Here is a 22,792-nt window from a genome sequence, read left to right on the forward strand (position 1 = left end):
AATGATTAATAAAAGTTACCTAATCTTACTAATATTAGTTCCTCTGTTAGGGATTTCTCAAACAGAAGATGAAAAGCAATTAAAAGAAATATATACTTCCTCATTAACAGAAGGGAAAAGTTATAGCTGGTTAGACTATTTATCGAATAAAATAGGAGGGCGTTTGTCTGGTTCTTTTAATGCGGAACAGGCCGTTGAGTATACAAAAAACGAGTTAGAATCGCTTGACTTAGATCGTGTTTGGTTGCAACCAGTAATGGTGCCTAAATGGACACGAGGAATAAAAGAATACGCTTACATTGAAAATGCTCCTGGAAATACAAATGCCGTAAATGTATGTGCTTTGGGAGGTTCGATTGCTACTCCAGAGGGAGGATTAAAAGCAAATGTAATCGAGGTTCAAGGCTTGGAAGAATTAAAAGAATTAGGAGAAGAAAAGATAAAAGGAAAGATTGTTTTTTACAACCGACCAATGCAGGTGGATGTAATTCAGACTTTTGAAGCTTATGGAGGTTGTGTGGATCAACGATATTCAGGTGCTGAAGAAGCTGCAAAATATGGAGCGGTTGGTGTAATAGTACGTTCCATGAATTTACGTTTAGACGAGTTTCCACACACCGGAAGTATGAGTTATGGAGATTTACCAGTAAATAAAAGAATACCTGCTGCAGCCATAAGTACTAAAGGAGCAGAATTGTTAAGTAGTCTTTTAGCTCTTAATAATGACCTTAAGTTTTATTTCCGTCAAACTTGTAAAGTGTTTCCAGATGTTAAATCGTATAATGTTATAGGGGAAGTTAAAGGGTCTACTTTTCCAAATGAGATTATTACTGTTGGCGGACATTTAGATTCTTGGGATTTAGGTGATGGCTCTCATGATGACGGTGCTGGATGTGTACAGAGTATGGAAGTTTTAAGATTATTAAAACAAACGGGTTATAAGCCAAAACGGACGATACGTGTAGTTTTATTTATGAATGAAGAGAATGGTTTACGAGGAGCTAATAAATATGCAGAGGTAGCCAAAGAAAAAGGAGAGAATCATATTTTTGCTTTAGAAAGTGATGCTGGTGGTTTTACTCCAAGAGGATTTTCTTTTGACTGTGATGATGCTAATTTTTCACAGATTACTTCTTGGAAACCCTTATTTAAGCCTTATCTGATTCATTTCTTTGAAAAAGGAGGAAGTGGTGCCGATGTTGGTCCTTTAAAAGGGGATGGAACTGTATTAGCTGGGTTGCGACCAGATTCTCAACGTTATTTTGATCATCATCATGCGGAAAATGATACTTTTGAACATGTAAATAAACGTGAGTTAGAACTTGGAGCAGCAACAATGACTTCTTTGATATATCTTATTGATAAATATGGAACGATTAATACTTCAAAAATAAAAGGGTAGTTAGTTTTTAAAGTATAACATAGTAATTACAGGAGGGAGCTCAAACTTCTTTTTTGTTAGCCATATAGAAGTCCCTTAACCATATATTTTTATATTTGTGCAGTGGCGTTTATATGGCTAACAGTATTTTTAAAAATAAATGCAAGCTATTATCTATTCCACCTACCATTATTATAATTAAAACCAATCTATATAAATAATGAAAATTGTATACCCTACACTATCTAAAATGCAACTACAATCGATTGTATTTAGTATTGTAACTTCTTTTTTATATTCCTGTGCTGAAAAAAAGGAAGAAGTGAAAGTAGAGAAACCTAATGTTGTATTTATTGCTGTAGATGATTTACGTCCAGACTTAGGATGTTATGGTAATGAGGTTGTAAAATCTCCTAATATAGATAAACTGGCTTCTGAAGGGGTGGTGTTTAAAAATCACTTTGTAAACGTTCCTACATGCGGAGCTTCACGTCAATGTTTGATTACAGGAATACGTCCTTCATCTAATGAATATTTAAGAAATAGTATTACAGAAAAAGTAATTTCTAATAAACCAGAAGGGGAGGAGCCTGAATCTTTTATACATCAGTTAAGACGAAATGGTTATCATACAGTAGGTATTGGTAAAATAACACATTCTGTTGATGGTTACTTATATGGTTATGAAGAGGAAGTTTCCGATAAGAAGGAGCTTCCTTATAGTTGGGACGAATTGTTATTTAATTCTGGAAAATGGGGAACTGGTTGGAATGCTTTTTTTGGATATGAAAATGGAGAAAACCGACAGAGTTTAAACCGACAAGTGAAACCATACGAAAAAGGAGCTGTAAGTGATACAGGTTATGTAGACGGACTTACAGCTCAATTGGCTGTTTCTAAGTTGAAGGATTTAAAGGAGAGTTCAAAGCCTTTTTTTATGGGGGTAGGTTTATTCAAGCCACATTTACCTTTTAATTCTCCTGAAAAGTATTGGAATTTATATGATCGTGATTCTATTCCAACTTCTGAAAACCCTTTGGTGCCTGAAAATGTAAACCTAGCAAGTATCTTTAGGAGTGGGGAATTTAATGGGTATAAATTAGGAGATGAAAAAGCTACATTAGATCATCCTATGTCTCCAGAATATTCAAGAAAACTTAGACATGCATACTATGCTTGTGTAAGCTACATAGATCAGCAGATAGGAAATATTGTTGACGAAATTAAGGCACAGGGATTAGATAAAAATACAATTATTGTAATTTGGGGTGATCACGGGTGGCATCTTGGAGATCAACAAATATGGGGAAAGCATACAATTTTTGAAAATGCATTGAAGAGTCCGTTGATAATAAAAGTTCCTGGAGCATTCCAAAATCAAGAAGTTACTCCAATTGTAGAAACAGTAGATATTTATCCAAGTCTTTTAGAATTATGTGGCGTTAAAATGCCTCATAAAGTTGATGGAGAGAGTTTTGTTGAGGTTTTAAAAGGAAGTAATGCCCAAGATGATAATGTTGCGTACAGCTACTTTAGAAAAGGAATTACGATGCGAACTCAAAGATACCGCCTCACAAAATATTACAGAGAGCAACAACCAGCCATAGAGCTATACGATCATAAAGAGGATCCATTAGAGTCTGTAAATGTTGCAGCAGAACATCCTGATATTGTAGCAGATTTAATGCCGTTATTAGAAAAAGGAAACAGTGGAATTTATAAATAACGTATGTTTTTGTTTTATTCAGTTGAAATAAAATAGTAGAAAATCAAAAAAGGGTCAGATTTAAATTCTGACCCCTTTTTGATTTTTGAAAATATATTTCTTCCTATTCTTCAACAATAACCCATTCTCCTTTTGTAAGTAATGGTTCTGCTTGTTTGAATTTAATAGTTTTATTCTCTCCAGACATTACATTTTTAATAGTTACTTTATCGTTTCTTCCAATTTTTGGACGATCTCTTACGATAGTTTCTGTAACCTGCGGTCTTTGTTGTGTTTGTCCAGCAGCTCTATTTTGAGCGGCTAACTCATCACTATTTGGAATTTCTTCTTTTGAAGTCTGTAGGTTTTCTTTTCTCTTAACCTCTCTAGCTTCTTGGATATTTCCAGATTCTTCTGTTGGAAGCTCTCCTTTAAATAAGAAAGAAATTACCTCTCTGTTAACTTTATCGATCATTACTTTAAAAAGTTCGAAAGCTTCAAACTTATAAATAAGTAATGGATCTTTTTGCTCATGAACAGCAAGTTGCACAGACTGCTTTAACTCATCCATTTTTCTTAAATGGGTTTTCCAAGCATCATCTATAATAGCAAGTGTAATATTTTTCTCGAAATCTGCAATTAATTTCTTTCCTTCTGAGTCGTATGCTTCTTTAAGATTGGTAACAACTTTAAGTGTTTTTATTCCATCAGTAAATGGAACTACAATACGCTCAAATTTATTGTTTTCATTCTCATATACATTTCTAATTACAGGAAAAGCTGTTTTTGCATTTCGCTCAATCTTATTTTGGTAATAGTTTAGCGCCTCCTTATAAACGATCCCTGTAAGCTCTTTAGAAGACTTGCTTTTAAACTCATCTTCAGAAACAGGAGGAACGATTGAAAAGAATTTTATTAATTCAAATTCTAAATTCTTGTAATCATTTGCTGCTTTATTATTTTCTACAATATCTTCACAGGTATCATATACCATGTTTGCGATATCTAGTTTTAAACGCTCTCCTTCTAATGCGTGTCTTCTTCTTTTATAAACAACTTCACGCTGAGCATTCATCACATCATCATATTCTAATAGACGCTTACGAACTCCAAAGTTATTTTCTTCTACTTTTTTCTGAGCACGTTCTATAGATTTAGTCATCATAGAATGCTGAATAACCTCTCCATCTTCAAGTCCCATCTTATCCATCATTTTGGCTACTCTTTCAGAACCAAAAAGACGCATTAAGTTATCTTCTAAAGAAACATAGAATTGTGAGCTACCTGGATCTCCTTGACGTCCAGCACGACCTCTCAACTGACGGTCAACACGTCTGGAGTCATGACGCTCTGTACCTATAATTGCTAAACCTCCAGCTTCTTTTACTTCTTTTTTAAGCTTAATATCTGTACCACGACCTGCCATGTTGGTAGCAATAGTTACAATACCTGGATTACCAGCTTCTGCAACGATGTCCGCCTCTTTCTTATGTAACTTAGCGTTTAATACGTTGTGTTTTATTTTTCTTATTGATAACATTTTAGAGAGTAACTCAGAAATTTCAACAGAAGTAGTACCCACAAGAACAGGGCGACCTTCGTTTACTAACTTTTCAATGTCTTCAATTACAGCGTTGTATTTCTCTCTCTTAGTTTTATAAATAAGATCTTGTCTGTCATCTCTAGCGATTGGGCGATTAGTAGGAATCTCCATAACATCTAATTCATAGATTTCTAAGAATTCCCCAGCTTCTGTAATGGCAGTACCTGTCATACCAGAAAGCTTTCTGTACATTCTAAAGTAATTTTGTAGCGTTACAGATGCGAATGTTTGTGTAGCAGCTTCAATTTTTACACTTTCTTTAGCTTCAATTGCTTGGTGTAATCCATCTGAATATCTACGACCGTCCATAATACGACCCGTCTGCTCATCAACAATCATAACTTTATTATCCATCACCACATACTCTACATCTTTTTCGAATAGGGTGTAAGCTTTTAAAAGCTGATTCATAGTATGGATACGCTCACTTTTTACAGAGAAATCTTTAAAAAGATCCTCTTTAAGTACAGCTTCTTCTTCTGCTCCTAATCCTTGTTTTTCAATCTGAGCAATTTCAGTACCTATATCTGGCATCACGAAGAAATCTGGATCTGTATCACCAGATAAGTACTCAATTCCTTTATCTGTTAGCTCAATCTGATTTCCTTTTTCATCAATAACAAACCATAGCGCCTCATCTATTTTAGGCATCTCACGGTTGTTATCTTGCATATAATGGTTTTCTGTTTTTTGAAGTAATTGCTTAATTCCTTCTTCACTTAAAAACTTAATTAATGCTTTATTTTTAGGTAAACCACGGTGAACTCTTAATAATTGAAAAGCTCCCTCTTTAGTGTCTCCTTCTGCAATTAGTTTTTTAGCTTCTGCTAAAACACCCGTTAAGTACTGACGTTGTTTAGTAACAATATCACTAACTTGAGGTTTTAGTGCATCAAATTCATGAATATCTCCCTGCGGTACCGGGCCAGAAATAATAAGTGGAGTTCTCGCATCATCAATAAGTACAGAATCGACCTCATCTACAATAGCATAGTTTTGAGGGCGTTGTACTAAGTCTTCTGGAGTGTGTGACATATTATCACGTAGGTAATCAAAACCAAACTCGTTATTTGTACCGTAAGTAATGTCTGCTAGATATGCTTTTCTACGTCCTACAGATCCTGGTTGGTGATTATCGATACAGTCTATAGAAAGACCGTGAAACTCAAAAAGTGGTCCCATCCAAGCACTATCACGACGTGCCAAGTAGTTATTTACTGTAACAAGGTGTACTCCATTTCCAGTTAATGCATTTAGGTAAACTGGTAAAGTTGCTACCAATGTTTTTCCCTCTCCTGTGTGCATCTCAGCAATTTTACCTTGGTGCATAGCAATACCACCTATAAGCTGTACATCGTAATGTATCATGTCCCAAGTAACTTCTTTTCCTGCCGCATCCCAAGAATTTTTCCAAATTGCTTTGTCATCTTGTAGCGTAACGTAGTCATTATTTCCAGAGATTTCTCTGTCAAAAGTTGAAGCTGTAACAGTAATTGTTTCGTTATTGGCAAAGCGTTTTGCAGTTTCTTTAACGACTGCATATGCTTCAGGAAGGATTTCGTTAAGTGTTTTTTCGGTATTCTCGTATACCTTTTCTTTAAGCGCATCAATTTCAGTATAAATATCTTCATTCCTGTCGATATCGTTAGATGCTTCTGCTTCTGTTTTAAGCGCTTGTATTTTTTCTTCTAAAGACGCGCAAGATGCCTTTATTTTATCTTTAAACTCCTGTGTTTTAGAGCGTAGTTCGTCGTTGGAGAGTTGAGATAGTTTTTCTTCGAAAGATTTTATTTGGTCTACAATAGGTTGTAAGGCCTTTACATCTTTCTTCGCCTTATCTCCTACGAAAACTTTTAAAACTGAATTGAGTAAACTCATGTCTGTATGTGTGTTTATATTTCAAAATTAAGCAAAAAAAAAGCCTCGACAGAGACTTTTTTGCTTTATAATGTTAATGTGTTTGTTAATATTCATCCTCGTTCCAGAGGTAATCCTCTTCAGTTGGATAGTCCGGCCAAATCTCTTCAATGGATTCATACATATCACCTTCGTCTTCCATTGCTTGTAAGTTTTCTACAACTTCTAATGGAGCGCCAGTTCTAATAGCATAGTCAATTAATTCATCTTTTGTTGCTGGCCAAGGCGCATCGTCTAAATATGATGCTAATTCTAAAGTCCAATACATCTGCTATTGATTTTTAATTTTGTGCAAAAATAAATTTTTATAGTAAAAAGTCAAGTAAAATTTATATTATTTACATATTATTTCTAAGAACGTAGTTTTTAGGGCGTTATATTGAATATAAATCAATAAATTGATGCTATTGATTCGATGTTTTCCTATTTGGAATCCATTTTACCTCATCTGCCTTCAAATCAGAAGTCAACTTTCGTGCCAATACAAATAAATAGTCTGACAAACGATTTAGATAGTTAAGAACTAATACGTCAAAAGGTTCATTCTCATATAAATAAGTGGCTTTTCGTTCTGCTCTTCTACAGATAGTTCTCGCTATGTGACAATATGACACTGTTGTATGTCCTCCTGGAAGAACGAAATGTGTCATTGGCGGAAGTGAACCATCCATTTTATCGATTTCATTTTCTAATAGTGAGATATCGTTAGCCGATATTACGGGGATATCTAAACGCTTTTTTCCATTCTTTAGGAACTCTTTTTCAGGAGGTGTTGCTAGAATAGCGCCAACTGTAAAGAGGCGGTCTTGAATTTCGATTAAAACAGATTTATAACTTTCTTCGATTTCTTGATCTCGAATAAGTCCAATCCATGAGTTCAGCTCATCTACAGTTCCATATCCTTCAATACGAATATGGTGCTTAGGAACTCTCGTTCCTCCATACAATGCTGTAGTTCCTTTGTCTCCGGTCTTAGTGTAAATCTTCAAATTATGTTATTTTATGTTTTTTTCTGAGGAAAACCGATCGCCAAATCGGTATGCTTTTCTTTGTTTCCTCTTTTTCATATTCCGTTTGTTGTTCAATAAAACGAAGATACAGAGGATAGCTAAAATAACAATCCAAATAATATGAGTTTCCATATTAAATTACTTTTAACTTCAAAAGGTAGTTAAACGATATTATATTCGAAAAACTAACTCTAATTTACTCGTTGGATTTTCCAACTAATATATAAAATAACAAATTATATCCGAATACAAAAATCTTCTTTTGCTTGTCCGTTTTTAATGAATAAAAAACCAATATTATAAAAATCGATGGATACATCAAACGCAGCTTTTGCTTTTAATTGTTGCCAACGGTTTTTAGCCTCGAAACTGTTGTTTATATGATCTATTATAAAAAATGAAAATTCGTTCTTAGCATCTAGAATATCTTCAAGAGAACTGTTTTTTAATGAAAAATAGGTTGTTTTGTTACTGCTGAAGGCATTTTCGTGTTCAGAAGAAAAAGAGCTGTTATTGAAATATGTCAACGCTCTATTGATGATTTTTTCTTTCCTAGGATCGAATGAAACTTCCTTTTTCCAATTTTCAAGCAGCATATTTGTCGTTAAATCTGACTTTTTATAAAGTGCTTTTGTAGCCAAGCAATACACAAAAGGGGAGTGCACCCCGTGTTGATTGGTCGATTGAAATAAATATTTTATGTATGATAATCTTAAGTACAACAATTTTAAGGTTGAAAATAGCTATTATGTTTAATCTAAATTGTTATTTCTAAAGGAACAACTTCTATGCTTTTATGCAAACTATTATTCTTCCATTTTCATGGAAAGCTCAAACCAAGCTTCTGTTTTGTCTTCGAGCTCTTGAATTATTTCCTGTAGTTTAATCGACTGCTTATCGATCTCTTCACCTTCTAATTCTCCTGAAGCGAATACATTTTCAGCTTCTTTTTTCTTCTCTTCAAGCTTCTTTATATCACGCTCCAGTTTTTTAAACTCCTTCTGTTCTTCATAGCTTAAAGTAGCATTGCTATCTTTTTTCCATGCTTTTTTAGAAGTATCTTCAGTTACAACTTTAGTCTCTTTTTGAGGTTCACTACTGTCATAAGCTCTATAATCGGTATAATTACCAGGAAAGTCTTCGACAATACCAGCTCCTTTAAAAATGAATAAATGATCTACAATCTTATCCATAAAATAACGGTCGTGAGAAACAACCAACAGGCAACCAGGGAAATCTAACAGAAAATCTTCTAGTACATTTAAGGTTACAATGTCTAAGTCGTTTGTAGGCTCATCGAGAATTAAGAAGTTGGGATTCTGAATAAGAACCGTACATAAATACAAACGCTTTAATTCTCCACCACTTAATTTTTCTACAAAATCGTACTGCTTCTTTCTGTCGAATAAAAAGCGTTCTAAAAGTTGTGCAGCAGAGATTTGTCGTCCTTTTGTGAGCGGAATGTACTCTCCATACTCTTTTATAATATCTATAACTTTTTGCTCAGGCTTAGGATTAATACCACTTTGGGTGTAATATCCAAACTTTATAGTTTCTCCTACAATAACTTTCCCTCCGTCTGGTTCTATTCTTCCAGTAAGGATATTTAAAAAAGTAGATTTTCCAGTACCATTTTTACCGATAATACCAATACGTTCTCCTTTTTGGAAGTTATATTCGAATTTATCGAGGATACTTTTATTCTGAAAGCTTTTAGATACTTTATGGAACTCTACAATCTTACTCCCCAAGCGCTCCATATTAATCTCCAATTGGATTTTATGGTCTTGTCTACGTTGGCTAGCTTTTTCTTTGATTTTATAGAAATCATCAATTCTAGACTTAGATTTTGTAGTACGTGCTTTTGGTTGTCTACGCATCCAGTCTAGTTCTTTTGTAAATAAATTCTTTGCTTTATCTACAGAAGCCTTTTCTGCTTGTATTCTCGCTTCCTTTTTCTCTAAATAGTAAGAATAATTCCCTTTATACTGATATATTTTACCGTGGTCTAATTCTACAATTTCATTACAAACACGCTCAAGAAAATAACGGTCGTGAGTAACCATAAAAAGAGTAATGTTTTCTTTAGCAAAATACTGCTCCAACCATTCAATCATTTCTAAATCCAAATGGTTAGTAGGCTCATCGAGAATTAATAAATCAGGAGAATTTAATAATATCGTAGCTAGTGCTAAACGCTTTTTTTGTCCTCCAGAAAGATTACTTACTTTTTTATCGAGATCGTCTAATTTTAGTTGAAATAAAATCTGCTTGTATTGCGTTTCAAAATCCCAAGCATTTTTAATATCCATTTGCTCGAATGCCTTTTGATACGTTTCTGTATCGTCTAGGTTTTCTAATGCTTTTTCGTAATAGTGAATTGTTTTTAAAACATCATTATCAGAAGCAAAAATAGTTTCTTCGATTGTTAGGTTTGGATCTAAATCTGGCTCCTGAGAAAGGAAAGATATCTTAATACCATTTCTAGAAACTACTTGTCCGTCATCGGGAGCATCGTTTCCAGTTATAATATTCAATAAAGAAGTTTTTCCAGAACCATTTTTAGCAATGAATGCTATTTTTTGGTCCTTATTTATTCCGAAAGAAACATCTTTAAATAAAACTCTCTCTCCGAACGATTTTGCTATATTTTCTACTGATAAGTAATTCACTAAAACATTTTTTGCAAATTAACGCAATTTAGATTTGTGAAGCGATAAAAATAGAAGGAACTAAAAAATAATAATTATGGAGTAGCTTTTCTAATTAGTAACGCTTAAAGGAAGGAAACTTTCTTTTTCTCTTTTTATAAAAGTAGCCAGTTTAGTAGGTGTTTTACTAGTTAGTTTTTTATGCCAATTACTAATTTTTGGTTCTTTTTGAAATCGTGGTAAGAAATGAAGCAGAAGCATAACAATTATAAACTCACTAGGAATCCCTTCTTTCCTTTTTACAAAATAGAACTTAATAGGGTTTACGCTATTATATAATATCGGAATTCCAGCCTCTTCGTCGATCAGTTTTGTTACCTCATAGAAATTAAGATTTTCAGAACCTGTAATTTCTAGCGCTTGGTTTTTATAAACTGAAAAATCATTGATTAAAACCGCAGCAGCTTCTCCAATATTTTTTACATCTATCCAATTAAATTTGGCTTTTCCCGAAGGAAGGGTAATTTTTTGTTTTGATTTTATTTCTGATAAAAGGGTAGTGGTAAGGTTTTGCATGAAATAACTTGGACGAATAAAGATAAACTCAAAGTCTAAATTCTTTATCAATATTTCAATTTTATGATGTGGTATTGCCTTACTTCTTTCTACGCCTTGAACAGATAGAAATACTATTTTAGTGATGTTAGCCTTTTTTGCGGCTTCTAACAGGGGTTTAAAATATTTGTTTACTTCTGATATCTCTGGCGGGCGCAATAAAAATAGAATGTCTACAGCATGAAGTGCTTTGGTAAAAGTACTTTTATCTTTAAAATCGAATGTTCTGTAGCTTATGTCTTGAGAAGTAGCAAAGGTAGTTTTTGCTTTAGATATATCTCTTACAGCCGCAATTATACGACTATTGTTTTCTAATGTATTTAGGTAGTAAATTACTTCCTTGCCAATGTTTCCAGTAGCTCCTGTTATAAGTATATTTTTCATTTGTTACAAGAAAGTGAAATGTGAGATTAATAGCCTTTTAAGGACTATAAATTTAAGGAGATTTAGTTTTTATTACAAATTCCTACAGCCCATTTGTTTTGTAAATGACCAAATTTTTTAACCTCTTTACGCAGCAAGCTTAAAAACTCTTTACCTTGCCCGTGGCTTAGCTCTAACTTTTCACAGTAGTGAAGTAAAGCTACAGTTGTTTTTTCTAGTGAAGATACAGACTCTAATTTGATGGATGGATCTGCAGAAGCTTCAGCCATTGCTATTTTTGGGGCCAATCCCAAAGATGCCATTACCAATTTGTCAGAAAACTGATCCGCAATAATTTTAGAAGAATGAAGTTCTAATATAGACTTATCTCCTCTTATATATTCTACAACTTGCCTACTTAACTTAAAGATATAGAGCGCCTTTTTGTAAACCGGTAATTTGGTTACATTGCGCCTCCTATAGCTATAGCGTGAATAATTCTTTTTCATCATTGCAACTTTATTACAAAATTACTCCGTAAATCAAAAAGTATTATTTCGAATTTAAAGTAAAATACGTATTTTGCAATAAAATCAAAGGTATTAATAGTAATTTCATTTAAAATGAAAATAGACGAGCTTAACTGGGCGATTTTAAGGCTTTTGCAGCAAAATGCACGCTTTACAAATGCAGAGATTGGAAGACAAATAGGACTCTCTTCTCCAGCCGTTGCAGAACGCATAAAAAAATTAGAAGACCTTGGAGTAATAGGTGGATACAGAGCAGAAGTAAATCATATAGAAACGGGATATCAGCTAAAAGCCTTTGTAACATTAAGAGCTTTTATGGGGAAGTTAAAACCGTTTTTAGAGAAAGTAAAAGAATTTAAGGAAGTCTTAAATTGCTATAGAATTACAGGAAACGAAAATTTAGTGATGGAAGTAGTGTTGTATGACCAATTTCATTTAGAAGAATTTATAGATAAGCTCATTACCTATGGAGAAGTGAGAACCTCTATAGTTTTATCAAATGTAGTAGAAAATCAACCTATAGGAAGAAATAGATAGCCAAAAAAATATGCGCTATAAACTCGCAATTTTCACGTATCCAATATGTAGTTGGTCCTCGTTTAATTGTGGTGCTTCGGTATATTTTAATTGATACTTTTCCTTGAAAATAGCAGGCAGCATTTCTTCTATATTATAAATGTCGTCTACATCAATTCCATATTTATCATCAATATGAGATTCTGCACCTTTAAATCCGCAGTGTTTATAAAAGGTAGTTTGTTTAGACTCCTTAATAGCAGCAGTTTTTGTTTTAGCTACTGATACTATTTTATAATGATATTCTTCAAACTCATTTTCCTTATAGCCTCCAAGATTAATAAAGAATAATTGGACATCATTCTTTACTAAATCTTTTTTTTCTTCTACAGTAATATTAAAATTCCCTACTGTAGTGACTTCTCGCCAAGCGTCAATATGAATTTGTCCTTTTGCTTCTGGCCAAAATGCTTTCATGTGAGGAATTAAGTCTTTCAAAGAAGTTCCTATTCCAAAAAAAATATCATGTTGCTCTGTAAATCTACCTTCGGGTTTACAGCCTAACATCACCATAAAAAGTTTTAATTCTGAAGTCATTTAAGAAGTCTTAATATTGAGGTCAAAGATATATTTTTTACTAGAGAATTAGAATAGAGTTACAGCTATTCTTAGTGTTTTAATATTTTTTTAATTAGATTACTCAAACTCTATTAATTTCAATAAATTTATAAACAAATTTTGGCTAGATTTTTGATAGATTTAGATTTATGAGAAAAATATTATTACTTCTTTTATTAAGCACTATAGGATTTGCTCAAGAGAAAGAGATAACCTTAGGAGTTGTTCAAGATTCCCTTAAAATAAATAATACAAAAGACACATATGCAGTCTACCTTCCTTCTAATTATGATAAGGAAAAGGAGTGGCCAGTAATTATGTTATTTGATCCCTCTGGAAGGGGAAAAGTTGCAGTTGAAAATTTTGTAGAAGCTGCAGATAAGTACGGTTATATAATAGCTGGATCTAATGGGGTTGAAAATACTACATATCAAGAAAGTCTTGGTGATGCAAGAGTTTTTTATAGTGAAGTTTTAAGACGTTTTAATATTGATGAGAGTAAAATTTATCTAGGAGGCTTTTCCGGCGGCGCTAGGTTAGCAGTTTCTGTTGCTGTCATTGCTAAAAAGATAAAAGGAGTGATTGCCTGTGGCGGTTCTTTTGCAAGTGTAGATGCATATACTCCTAAAAAGAATAGTTTTTTATATGTTGGAATAGTTGGGGATGAGGATTTTAATTATAGAGAAATGAAAAACTCACATTCTTACCTTACTAGATTAAAATTCGATCCAGATCTTCTTTTATTTTCGGGGGAACATGTATGGCCTCCTAAAGAATATATTACCAAAGGGGTTAGGTTACTAACTTTAAAATCAATGACTCGTAATATTATTCCTAAAGACCAAAATAGAATAAAAGAATTTTATGCTGAAGATTTAGAATTTAACGATAAGTTGGTTGGCAAATTGGAATTGCTCCGTGCGTATAACGATTTGGATGAAATGATGGAGAATTATCGTTTTTATTTTGATGATGATACTATGAAAGAGCGTCAAAAAGAAATCAGAAAAAATAAAATATATAGAACTCAACGTAATAATGAATATGAAGTAGATGAAATTGAGTCTAATTTTTATGTGGATTACTTAACATATTTACCAAAAGATATTGCTGCTGGAGACTTAGGTTCTTTAATTTATTGGGAAGATGAGTTGAAATCAATTAATAAAGATTTTATAAATAGCTCAAGTGAAGCAAAGCGAAAAATGGGGAAGAGAGTTCTTAATTTTTTGAGTGTGCTGCCAAATGAGTTGTCGTCTTCATATAACGAGACCGAAGCACTTGATAACCTCTTGTATATTAATATATTTGAAACACTTGTTAATCCAAAAGCATATGATGCCTATCTCTCTGTTCTAAAATATACTGTGAAACGAGGGGATTATGGAGTCGCATTATATTATCTTGAAAAGATGTTAGATAATGGGTTTACAGATACTGATAAATTGAACACCCAACAAGGAATTACACTTTTAAGAATTCAGCCAGAATATAATGACTTGCTAGAAGCATATGGTTTAGAAGCTATGTACTAACTATTTATCATAATATAAAAAACGACAAATAGACTCCTTTTTAGAGTCTATTTGTCGTTTACATGGAATAAGTCTTTAAAGAATTAATGAATATTAGCTTTAACTAGGACATCATTCATTTATATTTTTGGTAATTCTATGTTTTAAATAATACAATAGCACACATGCTATAATTCCAAGGAAAGTCATAATTCCCCAAGTAAATTCATACCCAAAAGAATCTATTAAATGAAATCCAGAGTTATGACCTAGGATGTGCGAAAAAGAAAAAGCAATGCTGTAAAGAGCTAGGTATTCACCTTGGTTTCCACGTTTAGCACGGTTTAATGCAAAAGCATTCGAAAAAGGAAATACAAGCATTTCTCCAAAACTCATTAATATCATTCCGATCACGAGAACACCAATCCACGATGAAATATTAAGCACTAAAAAACTTAAAAGTGTTAATACACATCCAATGATTACGTTTGTTATAGAACCCCAAGATTTTCTCTCAAAATACTGAACTAAAGGCATTTCGAAAAGAAAGATTAAAAACCCATTGAAGCCTAATAACAAGCCAATATCACTTTCAGTTAAATAAAATAATTCTTTATAAAACAACGGTACTGTAGAAAAATATTGCAAGAATATAAATCCGAATAATATCATTGCGACAAAGAAAATCCAATATGGAACATCCTTGTATGCTGATTCTGGAGCCTCATTTTTAGAATCGTCTAATACCTTAGCTTTTTTAGGATTTAATACATTTAAAAGAAGAATTCCTGCAAAGAAGCAAGTAATTCCATCTACCCAAAAAAGTCCACCATAGCTCATGTTAGTAATAATGAGTCCGCCAATAGCTGGGCCAGCAGAGAACCCTAAATTAATAGCTAAACGAATAAGAGTTACAGATCTTGTTTTATTTTCAGGCTTACTATAGGCACTTAGTGCCACAAATACCGCAGGACGAAACATATCTGCAACTAATATGACTATAAAAATTCCTATACAAATACTCCAAAATGTCTGTAAAAATTGAAGCGCAATAAAGCATACAGCTGAGCATAGCAAGCTAAAGGTCATTATTTTATAATATCCAATCTTGTCGGTAAGTTTTCCTCCAATCCAAGAGCCAACTACAGAACCCAAACCAAAGAATGTCATAATCCAGCCAACGTCACCTAAAGTGAAATTTAGTTTTTGGGTTAGATATAATGAAAGGAAGGGGATTACCATAGTTCCTGCTCTATTAATTAATGTAATTAGAGCAAGCCACCATACCTCTTTAGAGAGTCCTTGAAAAGATGAAATGTACCCTGAGTATAGTTTTCTCATCGGTTGATAGTTTTAGTGGTTATAAAAAAAGCCCAACGTTTTGGCGTTGGGCTTTTATAAAATAGTAATGAAATTACATATTACATCATACAAAAGCACCTACAGCGTAGCTTTGAGCACACCGAAATATTAGTATATGTTGTAATAAGTCGCATCATTTTTAATTTATATCAACAAAGCTACTTAAAATAGCTATAAGTTGTATTTTTGTTTTTTGAAAAAATTCAATAAAAATAAACACAGATGAGATTATCTTACATTTTTACATTAGCCTTCCTAATATTATTTATGTCTTGTAAGGATGATAAAAAATATCATGATGATAAAGATGTTGTTGAGGTTGCAAAAAAAGAAAAAGATACAATTTTAACGGCTCAGCAATCAATATTGAATTTTCAAGAAGAGATCAATAAAGAGTTTTCTGATGCTGAGAAAACACCACTTACAAAAGAAGATTTTGCAGGCTTTAAGAGTTTAGAGTTTTTTCCAATAGATACTAGTTTTAATCTAGTTGCAAAATTAGAACGTACTCCAAACGAACAACCTTTCTTAATGCCAACAACAACAGAAAGAAAATCTAAAGAGGTTTTGTACGGTGTTTTATACTTTGAATTGCAAGGAGAAAAATTTTCATTGAATGTATACCAGAATCAAGAGTTAAAGGAAACTTTAGAATACAGAGATTATTTGTTTTTACCATTTTCTGATAAAACTAATGGAAAAGAAACCTATGGAGGTGGGCGGTATTTAGATCTTCGAATTCCAGAAGGAGATTCTATAACTATAGACTTTAATAAAGCATATAATCCATATTGCGCATACAACAAGAAATTTTCTTGTCCTATTGTTCCAGAAGAAAATACTTTAGATATTGCTGTTACTGCGGGAGTTAAAAAGTTTAATCATAAATAGTCAAAAACATTTTAGAAATAGACTTTAAGAATCCATTATTAGCAACTAATGATGCTTCCTAATATTATACCTTTTTCTTTCTAGCGATAGCATATAATAATATCATAACTGTAAAAAGTACCGCTATACGGGCTATATAATCTCCGTATTTAACGTAAATCGTTTCTTTATTATTAACAGTAATTTCACCAGATAAACTTCCCTTAGAATTAAAAGCGAGTGTCTTAGTAATTTCTCCTTTTTCATTTATAAAAGCAGAAATTCCAGTATTCGCACTTCTAGCAACACTTTTTCTTGTTTCTATGGCGCGTAATCTAGCGTAGCTTAAATGTTGTTTGTGTCCTTGAGTATCGTCCCACCAAGCATCATTTGTAATTATGGCCAAGAAATTGGCTCCTTTTTTTACGTAACCTGTAACAAACTCACCATAAATAGATTCGTAACAAATAATTGGTGCAGCGCTAAATGCATTATCATTAGATTTAAAAACAGAACGCTCTTCTTGAGTTGCTCGCATGGCAACCGTTCCGCCTAAATCGAGCATTACATCTCCTAAAAGCGGCTCTAAAACAGTCTTGAATGGGAAATTTTCCACTCCAACAACAAGCTTAGATTTTATGTATTTTTCTGAAGTATTACTTTTATTTATCTGAACAGCAGCATTATAGAAGTCAAACCATCCATTTCTCCCATAAAAATTTGCTGTTATAGTTGGCTTCTCTTTTTGTGGGTAATGACGGTAAAAATCTACTCCTGTAATAAATTGCATGTTAGGAAATTGATTCACATAATCTTGTAGCATTACTTTTTCAGTACTATCATCAAATTGATCTATAGAAGAGCCTTTTGCTAGCGCCGTTTCAGGAGCTATGATATAATTTGTATTCTGATTGATATCTTGTTTTGCAAGGGCAATAAGATTTTTTGCCATTTGAATGTTTGAGATATCATATTTTTGTGAGTAGGGATCTACGTTTGGTTGTAACAATGTTATCTGTGCTTTTTTTGTTCCTTCCTCATAATTATTCAGTAGAAATAAAGAGAAGATAATAGGAATTGCAATTAATAATACATTTCTCGCAACTCCTTTAGTCAAGATACTTCTGTTTCCGTTATTTTTATAGTTGACAACGGTTTTATATATTCCAATATTAATAATCCATATCCAAAGTGCACCCCCAAATACTCCTGTATATTCGTACCATTGGATCCATGTAGTATATTCAGAAAAAACATTTCCGAGGTTAAGCCAAGGCCAAGAGAAATCCCAATTGAGGTGGAATTTTTCAAAAGCCATCCAAATCGCAGGAAGGAAAATAAGGTGAATTTTGGCAGGTAATCTTTTAGCAACAAAATGGTATAGCGAAAATACAATTGCCATTAAAAGTGAGTTTACTGCTAAAGCGAAAAACATACCAAAAGGGGTGGAATACCAAATCCACCATGTGGTGATGGAATTCCATATGATAAAAGTGACGTAAGAAACTAAAAATACTTTCCCTCCCTTTCTTTTATATGAAGATTCACGAATATGCTTTTCTGCTAAAAGTAGTGGAACAAAACCTATAAAAGCAAGTATCGGAATGCCATATGTAGGCCATGCTAACGCTAATAATAAACCTGAAAGTATGGCAAGGAAGTATGAATTTCTCATGTAATAATTTTAATACTGCTAATATCTTAATAATATTTGATAGCACCACAAGAAGCTAAAAGAGATAAGTGTAATTATTGGATTTTTAAAAAATATCTGATTCTGATGAATTTTAAAAGTAGTAATTTTACACAACTGAAATTTTAAACTAATGAAGAAATTTATTCCCAACGGATTAACATTATTAAACCTTTTATGTGGTACGATTGCTGTGATTTTAGCTGTACAAGGAAATTTAATATTTGCCGCTTACTTTGTTTTTGCAGGAATCTTTTTTGACTTTTTCGATGGATTGGCAGCTAGGCTATTAGATGCTCAAAGTGAATTGGGTTTACAGTTAGACTCCTTGGCAGATATGGTTACTTCTGGAGTAGTTCCTGGAATTGTAATGTTCCAGTTGTTCAATATGAGTGAAGGGAATTATACTTGGGGAAATCATGAAACGGTCGCATCGGTAATGCAAATAGAAGGACTTAATTTCTCACCAATAGCATTATTCGGTATATTGATAACCTTGGGATCTGCTTATCGTTTAGCAAAGTTTAATATTGATGAAGAGCAGACAACCTCTTTTATAGGGCTACCAACACCCGCAAACGCATTATTTATACTTTCTTTGCCTTTAATATTAGAGTTTCAAAATAGTAGTTTTTTAGATGCTATTATTTTAAATAAATGGTTTTTAGTAATTGTTACAATATTAAGTACCTATATGTTAAATGCCAGAGTACCATTATTCGCATTAAAATTTAAAACATGGGGATTTAAAGAAAATAGTATTAGATATGTGTTTTTAATATTGAGCGCTATTTTATTAGTGGCTCTTCAATTTGCAGCAATTCCATTAATAATTGTGTTCTATGTGTTACTCTCTTTAGGTTACAGTTTCCAAGAGAAAAGTAGAGCCAACATTTAAATAATTATATTATACAGCGGGGTTTAGTTACTGCTTTATAGATAGACAAAAAGCTTCCTAGAATTTACTAGGAAGCTTTTTTAGTTTATAAAAAATATTTTCTTCTGAATGATTTTATATCTATCTACAATTCGAATAAGCTAGGTAGCCATAGCGTAAGTTGTGGGAAATACGTTACTAAGAATAATGCAAAGATCATGGCTAAAAATAGTGGTAATAGCGGCTTTACAACCTTCTGAATGCTTGTTTTAGCAACACCAACACCCACAAAGAGGACGGAGCCGACCGGTGGGGTGCAAAGACCAATACATAAGTTAAGCACCATTATGATTCCAAATTGAACAGGATCCATACCTAGTTTTGTCACTACTGGTAAAAATATAGGTGTAAATATGAGTACCGCAGGTGTAATATCCATGAAAATCCCAACAAAAAGCAATATTAGATTGATAATCAAAAGGATGATAATAGGATTATCGCTAAGTCCTAATAATAAGCTACTGATATTTTGAGGAATGTTTTCATAAGACATCACCCAAGACATACTCATAGAAGCTCCAATTAATAGCATAACAATAGCCGTTGTAGAAGCCGAATTAAGCAATACTTCAGGTAAGTTTTTAAATGAAATCTCTTTGTATATAAAACCTAGAATTAGAGTGTAGAGTACAGCAATGGCAGATGCTTCTGTAGCTGTAAAAATTCCAACGACAATACCACCAATTACAATAACTAACAAAAGAAGACTCGGAACAGCATCTATAAATGTTCTAAAAACTTGTTTTAAAGTACTTCTTTTTCCTACTTTATATTTTTTCTTTTTAGCCCAAATAGAGGCAACAATCATTAAAAATAAACCTGTTAGAATACCAGGGATGTAACCTGCTAGAAAAAGTGCAGCAATAGAAACACCTCCACTAGCAAGGGAGTAAACAATAAGAACATTACTTGGAGGGATGATAAGTCCAGTTGTAGAAGATGTAATATTTACAGCAACTCCAAACTCTTTAGAATAGCCTTCTTTTTCCATTTCTGGACCTAAAATACTTCCCATGGCAGATGCAGAAGCCATTGCAGAGCCTGCAATAGCTCCCATTAACATGGCTGCAATAACGTTGATAAGTGCTAATCCTCCAGGAAGAGCGCCTACCAGTGTTTTAGCAAAAGCAATGAGTCGGTGTGCTATTCCTCCCTTATTCATGAGTTCCCCAGAGAGAACAAAAAAGGGAATGGCAAGCAGTGCAAAGCTATCCAAACCGGTAGCCATCCGTTGGGAAACTGTTGTAAAAGCTGGCATCGCAGGAATCGTAACGAGCATGGTTAGTAATGATGAAATGGTAATACTCCACGCCACTGGAGTTCCTATTGCCAAAAGGCATAAAAAGCTTATTATTAATATGAGTACGGGAATGTATTCCATAATTTATTTTTTTAAGAGGTCTGAGGTTTTGTAGTAAATGATAAGTAATCCACTAATAGGGATTACCAGATAGACAGCAGATAACGGCATGTTTAATGCTGGAGAATGTTGTCCTAAAATGTAACTTATATAAACCAATCGAAGTCCACCGATTACAAAAGCCAAAAACGAAAAGGTAATGATCAATATATTTACAATAGTGGCCATTCTTTTCTGAGCTTTCGGACTAGATTTTGACGGCAGTACATCGATAGCTACATGCATATTTCTTCCAGAAACATACGCAGCGCCCAATATTCCCACCCAAATCATAAGATAACGAGCTAATTCGTCTGTAAATGAGCTAGGAGAACCTGTAATGTATCTTGTAAATACTTGCCACAATACATTAATTACCATTATTGCCATTATAAAAATTAGCACCCTGCTTAGTATCAGATCTACTTTTTTTCTAAAATTCATCTTATTTAGTATTTCTTATTTCTTGAATTATCGAGTACATTTCTTTATCCTCTTTATAGGTATCATAAATACTTTGTACTTGCTTAGCAAAAGGTTCTTTGTCTGGATAGATAATTTCAACTCCTTCTTTTTGTACAGCTTCTAAAGCTTCTTTTTCTGAAGCTGCCCATAGCTTACGCTGATTTTTCACCGATCTATCTGCAGCTTCCTGAAGCCACTTTTGCTCTTGCTTGTTTAAGCTATTCCATAAATGAGTTCCCACAACCAAAACATCTGGCAATACTGTGTGCTCGTCTAAAGAATAGAATTTACAAACCTCGTAGTGTTTTGATAAGTAGAAACTAGGTGGGTTGTTCTCGGCACCATCTACCACACCTTGCTGTAAAGAGGTGTAAAGTTCTCCCCAAGAAATTGGCGTTGGAGAGCCTCCTAGACTACGTACCATATTCATGGCTGTAACACTTTCCATAACTCTAATTTTCATCCCCTCTAAATCTTCAGGAGAATTTACAGGACGTTCTTTTGTGTAAAAACTTCTGCTTCCAGCATCATAATAGCAGAGTCCTTTTAACCAAAACTGAGTCCCTTCATTAAGAAGTGATTTTCCAATTGGTCCATCTAGTACATTAAAAGAATGTTGCTTGTTTTTAAAGAGAAATGGCAGTCCTAATACTTTCATTTTAGGGGCAAAATTTTCCATCACTCCCACAGATACCTTTGTCATATCTAAGCTTCCAATCTGAAGTAATTCCAAACACTCGCGCTCAGAGCCTAATTGCTGATTCGGATAAATTTTAATATCCATTTTTCCACCAGAGATCTCTTCCAAATCTTTTCCCATTTGTAGCATCGCCTTGTGTACAGAATGGCTAACATCCAGCCCGTGAGCAAGCTTGAGTGTTTTATGCTCGCTTATTTGATTACAAGAAATAAGAGATAATAGGGCTATAATAGTGAAGCTTAATTTTAAATAAATCTTCATCCTTTTATAGATTTTATAATATTAATGGCATTTTGAACATTGGCAGTAAGTAGCTTAAAATCTTTGTTTTTTATAAGCTCTTTTGTGATTAGTTTAGATCCCATTCCTACACAAGTTACCCCTGCATGAAACCAAGCAGTGATATTCTCTTCTGTAGGTTCTACTCCTCCAGTAGGCATAATACTTGTCCATGGACAAGGCCCTTTTATCGCTTTAACAAAACCGGGACCATAGATATCTCCAGGAAATAATTTTACAATTTCGCAACCTAATTCTTCGGCTTTAGAAATCTCTGTAAGGGTACCACAACCGGGAGACCACAATACTTTTCTGCGATTACAAACGATTGCAATATCTTCTCTAAAAACAGGAGTAACAATAAATTGTGCTCCCATTTGCATGTATAGCGAAGCTGCGGCAGCATCGGTAACAGATCCTACCCCGAGAATCATCTCTGGACAATGCTCTGAACAAAATTTTCTTAATTCTGAAAATACTTCGTGGGCAAAGGCTCCTCTTGCAGTAAATTCAAAGAGTCTTGCGCCGCCATCATAACAGGCTTTTACAACCTGACTCACAATCTCGGCATCTTCATGATAAAATAGTGGCACTAAGCCAGTATCTTTCATGGTATTTGCGACTTCAATTCTTGTAAATGTTTTCATTACTATGTTTTATAAAC

The 22,792-nt window shown here is 33.5% G+C and carries 20 protein-coding genes; 6 read left to right on the forward strand and 14 right to left on the reverse strand.

What is annotated here, in order from left to right; genetic code table 11:
- Window position 1 precedes the first annotated feature (1 nt).
- Window positions 2–1,402 carry a M20/M25/M40 family metallo-hydrolase gene (locus tag JM658_RS09755; RefSeq protein ID WP_236959071.1) on the forward strand — a complete coding sequence of 467 codons (1,401 nt, stop codon included), beginning with the start codon at window positions 2–4 and terminating at the stop codon, window positions 1,400–1,402.
- Between the two features lie 199 nt (window positions 1,403–1,601).
- A complete protein-coding gene (locus tag JM658_RS09760; protein WP_236959072.1) occupies window positions 1,602–3,107 on the forward strand; it encodes a sulfatase in 1,506 nt (501 codons plus the stop codon).
- A 103-nt stretch (window positions 3,108–3,210) separates the two neighbouring features.
- Here JM658_RS09760 and secA read toward each other — a convergent pair whose 3' ends face one another.
- The 7 genes from secA to JM658_RS09795 form a co-directional block, all read right to left on the reverse strand.
- On the reverse strand, window positions 3,211–6,567 hold the full coding sequence (gene secA, locus JM658_RS09765; protein ID WP_236959073.1) for a preprotein translocase subunit SecA: 3,357 nt from the start codon (window positions 6,565–6,567) through the stop codon (window positions 3,211–3,213).
- Window positions 6,568–6,652: 85 nt separating this feature from the next.
- On the reverse strand, window positions 6,653–6,874 hold the full coding sequence (locus tag JM658_RS09770) for a DUF2795 domain-containing protein (protein WP_008612884.1): 222 nt from the start codon (window positions 6,872–6,874) through the stop codon (window positions 6,653–6,655).
- Window positions 6,875–7,010: 136 nt separating this feature from the next.
- Window positions 7,011–7,595, reverse strand: a complete 585-nt coding sequence (locus JM658_RS09775) for a cob(I)yrinic acid a,c-diamide adenosyltransferase (protein ID WP_236959074.1) — start codon at window positions 7,593–7,595, stop codon at window positions 7,011–7,013.
- 257 nt (window positions 7,596–7,852) lie between these two features.
- Entirely contained in the window at window positions 7,853–8,338 is a 486-nt protein-coding gene (locus tag JM658_RS09780; protein WP_236959075.1) for a hypothetical protein, read from the reverse strand.
- 84 nt (window positions 8,339–8,422) lie between these two features.
- On the reverse strand, window positions 8,423–10,288 hold the full coding sequence (locus tag JM658_RS09785; RefSeq protein WP_236959076.1) for an ABC-F family ATP-binding cassette domain-containing protein: 1,866 nt from the start codon (window positions 10,286–10,288) through the stop codon (window positions 8,423–8,425).
- 90 nt (window positions 10,289–10,378) lie between these two features.
- Window positions 10,379–11,266: an NmrA family NAD(P)-binding protein gene (locus JM658_RS09790; protein WP_236959077.1), complete on the reverse strand. Its 888-nt coding sequence runs from the start codon at window positions 11,264–11,266 to the stop codon at window positions 10,379–10,381.
- 62 nt (window positions 11,267–11,328) lie between these two features.
- Complete coding sequence (locus tag JM658_RS09795; RefSeq protein ID WP_236959078.1) at window positions 11,329–11,757, reverse strand: hypothetical protein; 429 nt, start codon at window positions 11,755–11,757, stop codon at window positions 11,329–11,331.
- Window positions 11,758–11,868: 111 nt separating this feature from the next.
- On the opposite strand from JM658_RS09795, the gene JM658_RS09800 reads away from it, so the two are divergent.
- Complete coding sequence (locus tag JM658_RS09800) at window positions 11,869–12,312, forward strand: Lrp/AsnC family transcriptional regulator (protein ID WP_236959079.1); 444 nt, start codon at window positions 11,869–11,871, stop codon at window positions 12,310–12,312.
- Window positions 12,313–12,327: 15 nt separating this feature from the next.
- Here JM658_RS09800 and JM658_RS09805 read toward each other — a convergent pair whose 3' ends face one another.
- Window positions 12,328–12,888 (reverse strand): DUF1543 domain-containing protein, encoded by a 561-nt coding sequence (locus JM658_RS09805; RefSeq protein ID WP_236959080.1) that lies wholly within the window; start codon window positions 12,886–12,888, stop codon window positions 12,328–12,330.
- A 170-nt stretch (window positions 12,889–13,058) separates the two neighbouring features.
- Between JM658_RS09805 and JM658_RS09810 the strand changes: the two genes are divergently transcribed.
- Window positions 13,059–14,444, forward strand: a complete 1,386-nt coding sequence (locus tag JM658_RS09810) for an alpha/beta hydrolase (protein WP_236959081.1) — start codon at window positions 13,059–13,061, stop codon at window positions 14,442–14,444.
- Window positions 14,445–14,555: 111 nt separating this feature from the next.
- Here the strand turns inward: JM658_RS09810 and JM658_RS09815 are convergent, their stop codons facing one another.
- Window positions 14,556–15,764, reverse strand: a complete 1,209-nt coding sequence (locus JM658_RS09815) for an MDR family MFS transporter (RefSeq protein ID WP_236959082.1) — start codon at window positions 15,762–15,764, stop codon at window positions 14,556–14,558.
- Between the two features lie 243 nt (window positions 15,765–16,007).
- Between JM658_RS09815 and JM658_RS09820 the strand changes: the two genes are divergently transcribed.
- The gene (locus JM658_RS09820) at window positions 16,008–16,676 is read left to right on the forward strand and encodes a DUF1684 domain-containing protein (protein ID WP_236959083.1); all 669 of its coding nucleotides are present in this window, start codon (window positions 16,008–16,010) and stop codon (window positions 16,674–16,676) included.
- 64 nt (window positions 16,677–16,740) lie between these two features.
- Here JM658_RS09820 and lnt read toward each other — a convergent pair whose 3' ends face one another.
- A complete protein-coding gene (lnt, locus tag JM658_RS09825; protein ID WP_236959084.1) occupies window positions 16,741–18,330 on the reverse strand; it encodes an apolipoprotein N-acyltransferase in 1,590 nt (529 codons plus the stop codon).
- A gap of 151 nt (window positions 18,331–18,481) precedes the next feature.
- On the opposite strand from lnt, the gene JM658_RS09830 reads away from it, so the two are divergent.
- Window positions 18,482–19,246, forward strand: a complete 765-nt coding sequence (locus tag JM658_RS09830; RefSeq protein ID WP_236959085.1) for a CDP-alcohol phosphatidyltransferase family protein — start codon at window positions 18,482–18,484, stop codon at window positions 19,244–19,246.
- A gap of 124 nt (window positions 19,247–19,370) precedes the next feature.
- Here JM658_RS09830 and JM658_RS09835 read toward each other — a convergent pair whose 3' ends face one another.
- Genes JM658_RS09835 through JM658_RS09850 form a run of 4 tightly spaced genes read right to left on the reverse strand, consistent with a single transcriptional unit; the run spans window position 19,371 to window position 22,775 of the window.
- Complete coding sequence (locus JM658_RS09835) at window positions 19,371–20,666, reverse strand: TRAP transporter large permease (RefSeq protein WP_236959086.1); 1,296 nt, start codon at window positions 20,664–20,666, stop codon at window positions 19,371–19,373.
- Window positions 20,667–20,669: 3 nt separating this feature from the next.
- A complete protein-coding gene (locus tag JM658_RS09840; protein ID WP_236959087.1) occupies window positions 20,670–21,128 on the reverse strand; it encodes a TRAP transporter small permease in 459 nt (152 codons plus the stop codon).
- 1 nt (window position 21,129) lies between these two features.
- A complete protein-coding gene (locus tag JM658_RS09845; protein WP_236959088.1) occupies window positions 21,130–22,110 on the reverse strand; it encodes a TRAP transporter substrate-binding protein in 981 nt (326 codons plus the stop codon).
- Entirely contained in the window at window positions 22,107–22,775 is a 669-nt protein-coding gene (locus JM658_RS09850) for a bifunctional 4-hydroxy-2-oxoglutarate aldolase/2-dehydro-3-deoxy-phosphogluconate aldolase (protein WP_236959089.1), read from the reverse strand. The genes JM658_RS09845 and JM658_RS09850 overlap by 4 nt, the downstream gene beginning before the upstream one ends.
- Window positions 22,776–22,792: the final 17 nt, after the last annotated feature.

Source organism: Joostella atrarenae (genome assembly GCF_021764745.1).
Classification (GTDB): domain Bacteria; phylum Bacteroidota; class Bacteroidia; order Flavobacteriales; family Flavobacteriaceae; genus Galbibacter; species Galbibacter atrarenae.

Excerpts from the sequence above, each read along its gene's own strand:
- JM658_RS09755 (WP_236959071.1), top strand. The coding sequence starts at position 2 with ATGATTAATAAAAGTTACCTAATCTTACTAATATTAGTTCCTCTGTTA.
- JM658_RS09815 (WP_236959082.1), bottom strand. The coding sequence starts at position 15,764 with ATGAGAAAACTATACTCAGGGTACATTTCATCTTTTCAAGGACTCTCT.
- JM658_RS09835 (WP_236959086.1), bottom strand. The coding sequence starts at position 20,666 with ATGGAATACATTCCCGTACTCATATTAATAATAAGCTTTTTATGCCTT.
- JM658_RS09840 (WP_236959087.1), bottom strand. The coding sequence starts at position 21,128 with ATGAATTTTAGAAAAAAAGTAGATCTGATACTAAGCAGGGTGCTAATT.
- secA (WP_236959073.1), bottom strand. The coding sequence starts at position 6,567 with ATGAGTTTACTCAATTCAGTTTTAAAAGTTTTCGTAGGAGATAAGGCG.
- JM658_RS09800 (WP_236959079.1), top strand. The coding sequence starts at position 11,869 with ATGAAAATAGACGAGCTTAACTGGGCGATTTTAAGGCTTTTGCAGCAA.
- JM658_RS09810 (WP_236959081.1), top strand. The coding sequence starts at position 13,059 with ATGAGAAAAATATTATTACTTCTTTTATTAAGCACTATAGGATTTGCT.
- lnt (WP_236959084.1), bottom strand. The coding sequence starts at position 18,330 with ATGAGAAATTCATACTTCCTTGCCATACTTTCAGGTTTATTATTAGCG.
- JM658_RS09760 (WP_236959072.1), top strand. The coding sequence starts at position 1,602 with ATGAAAATTGTATACCCTACACTATCTAAAATGCAACTACAATCGATT.
- JM658_RS09790 (WP_236959077.1), bottom strand. The coding sequence starts at position 11,266 with ATGAAAAATATACTTATAACAGGAGCTACTGGAAACATTGGCAAGGAA.
- JM658_RS09770 (WP_008612884.1), bottom strand. The coding sequence starts at position 6,874 with ATGTATTGGACTTTAGAATTAGCATCATATTTAGACGATGCGCCTTGG.
- JM658_RS09845 (WP_236959088.1), bottom strand. The coding sequence starts at position 22,110 with ATGAAGATTTATTTAAAATTAAGCTTCACTATTATAGCCCTATTATCT.
- JM658_RS09820 (WP_236959083.1), top strand. The coding sequence starts at position 16,008 with ATGAGATTATCTTACATTTTTACATTAGCCTTCCTAATATTATTTATG.
- JM658_RS09850 (WP_236959089.1), bottom strand. The coding sequence starts at position 22,775 with ATGAAAACATTTACAAGAATTGAAGTCGCAAATACCATGAAAGATACT.
- JM658_RS09830 (WP_236959085.1), top strand. The coding sequence starts at position 18,482 with ATGAAGAAATTTATTCCCAACGGATTAACATTATTAAACCTTTTATGT.
- JM658_RS09795 (WP_236959078.1), bottom strand. The coding sequence starts at position 11,757 with ATGATGAAAAAGAATTATTCACGCTATAGCTATAGGAGGCGCAATGTA.
- JM658_RS09805 (WP_236959080.1), bottom strand. The coding sequence starts at position 12,888 with ATGACTTCAGAATTAAAACTTTTTATGGTGATGTTAGGCTGTAAACCC.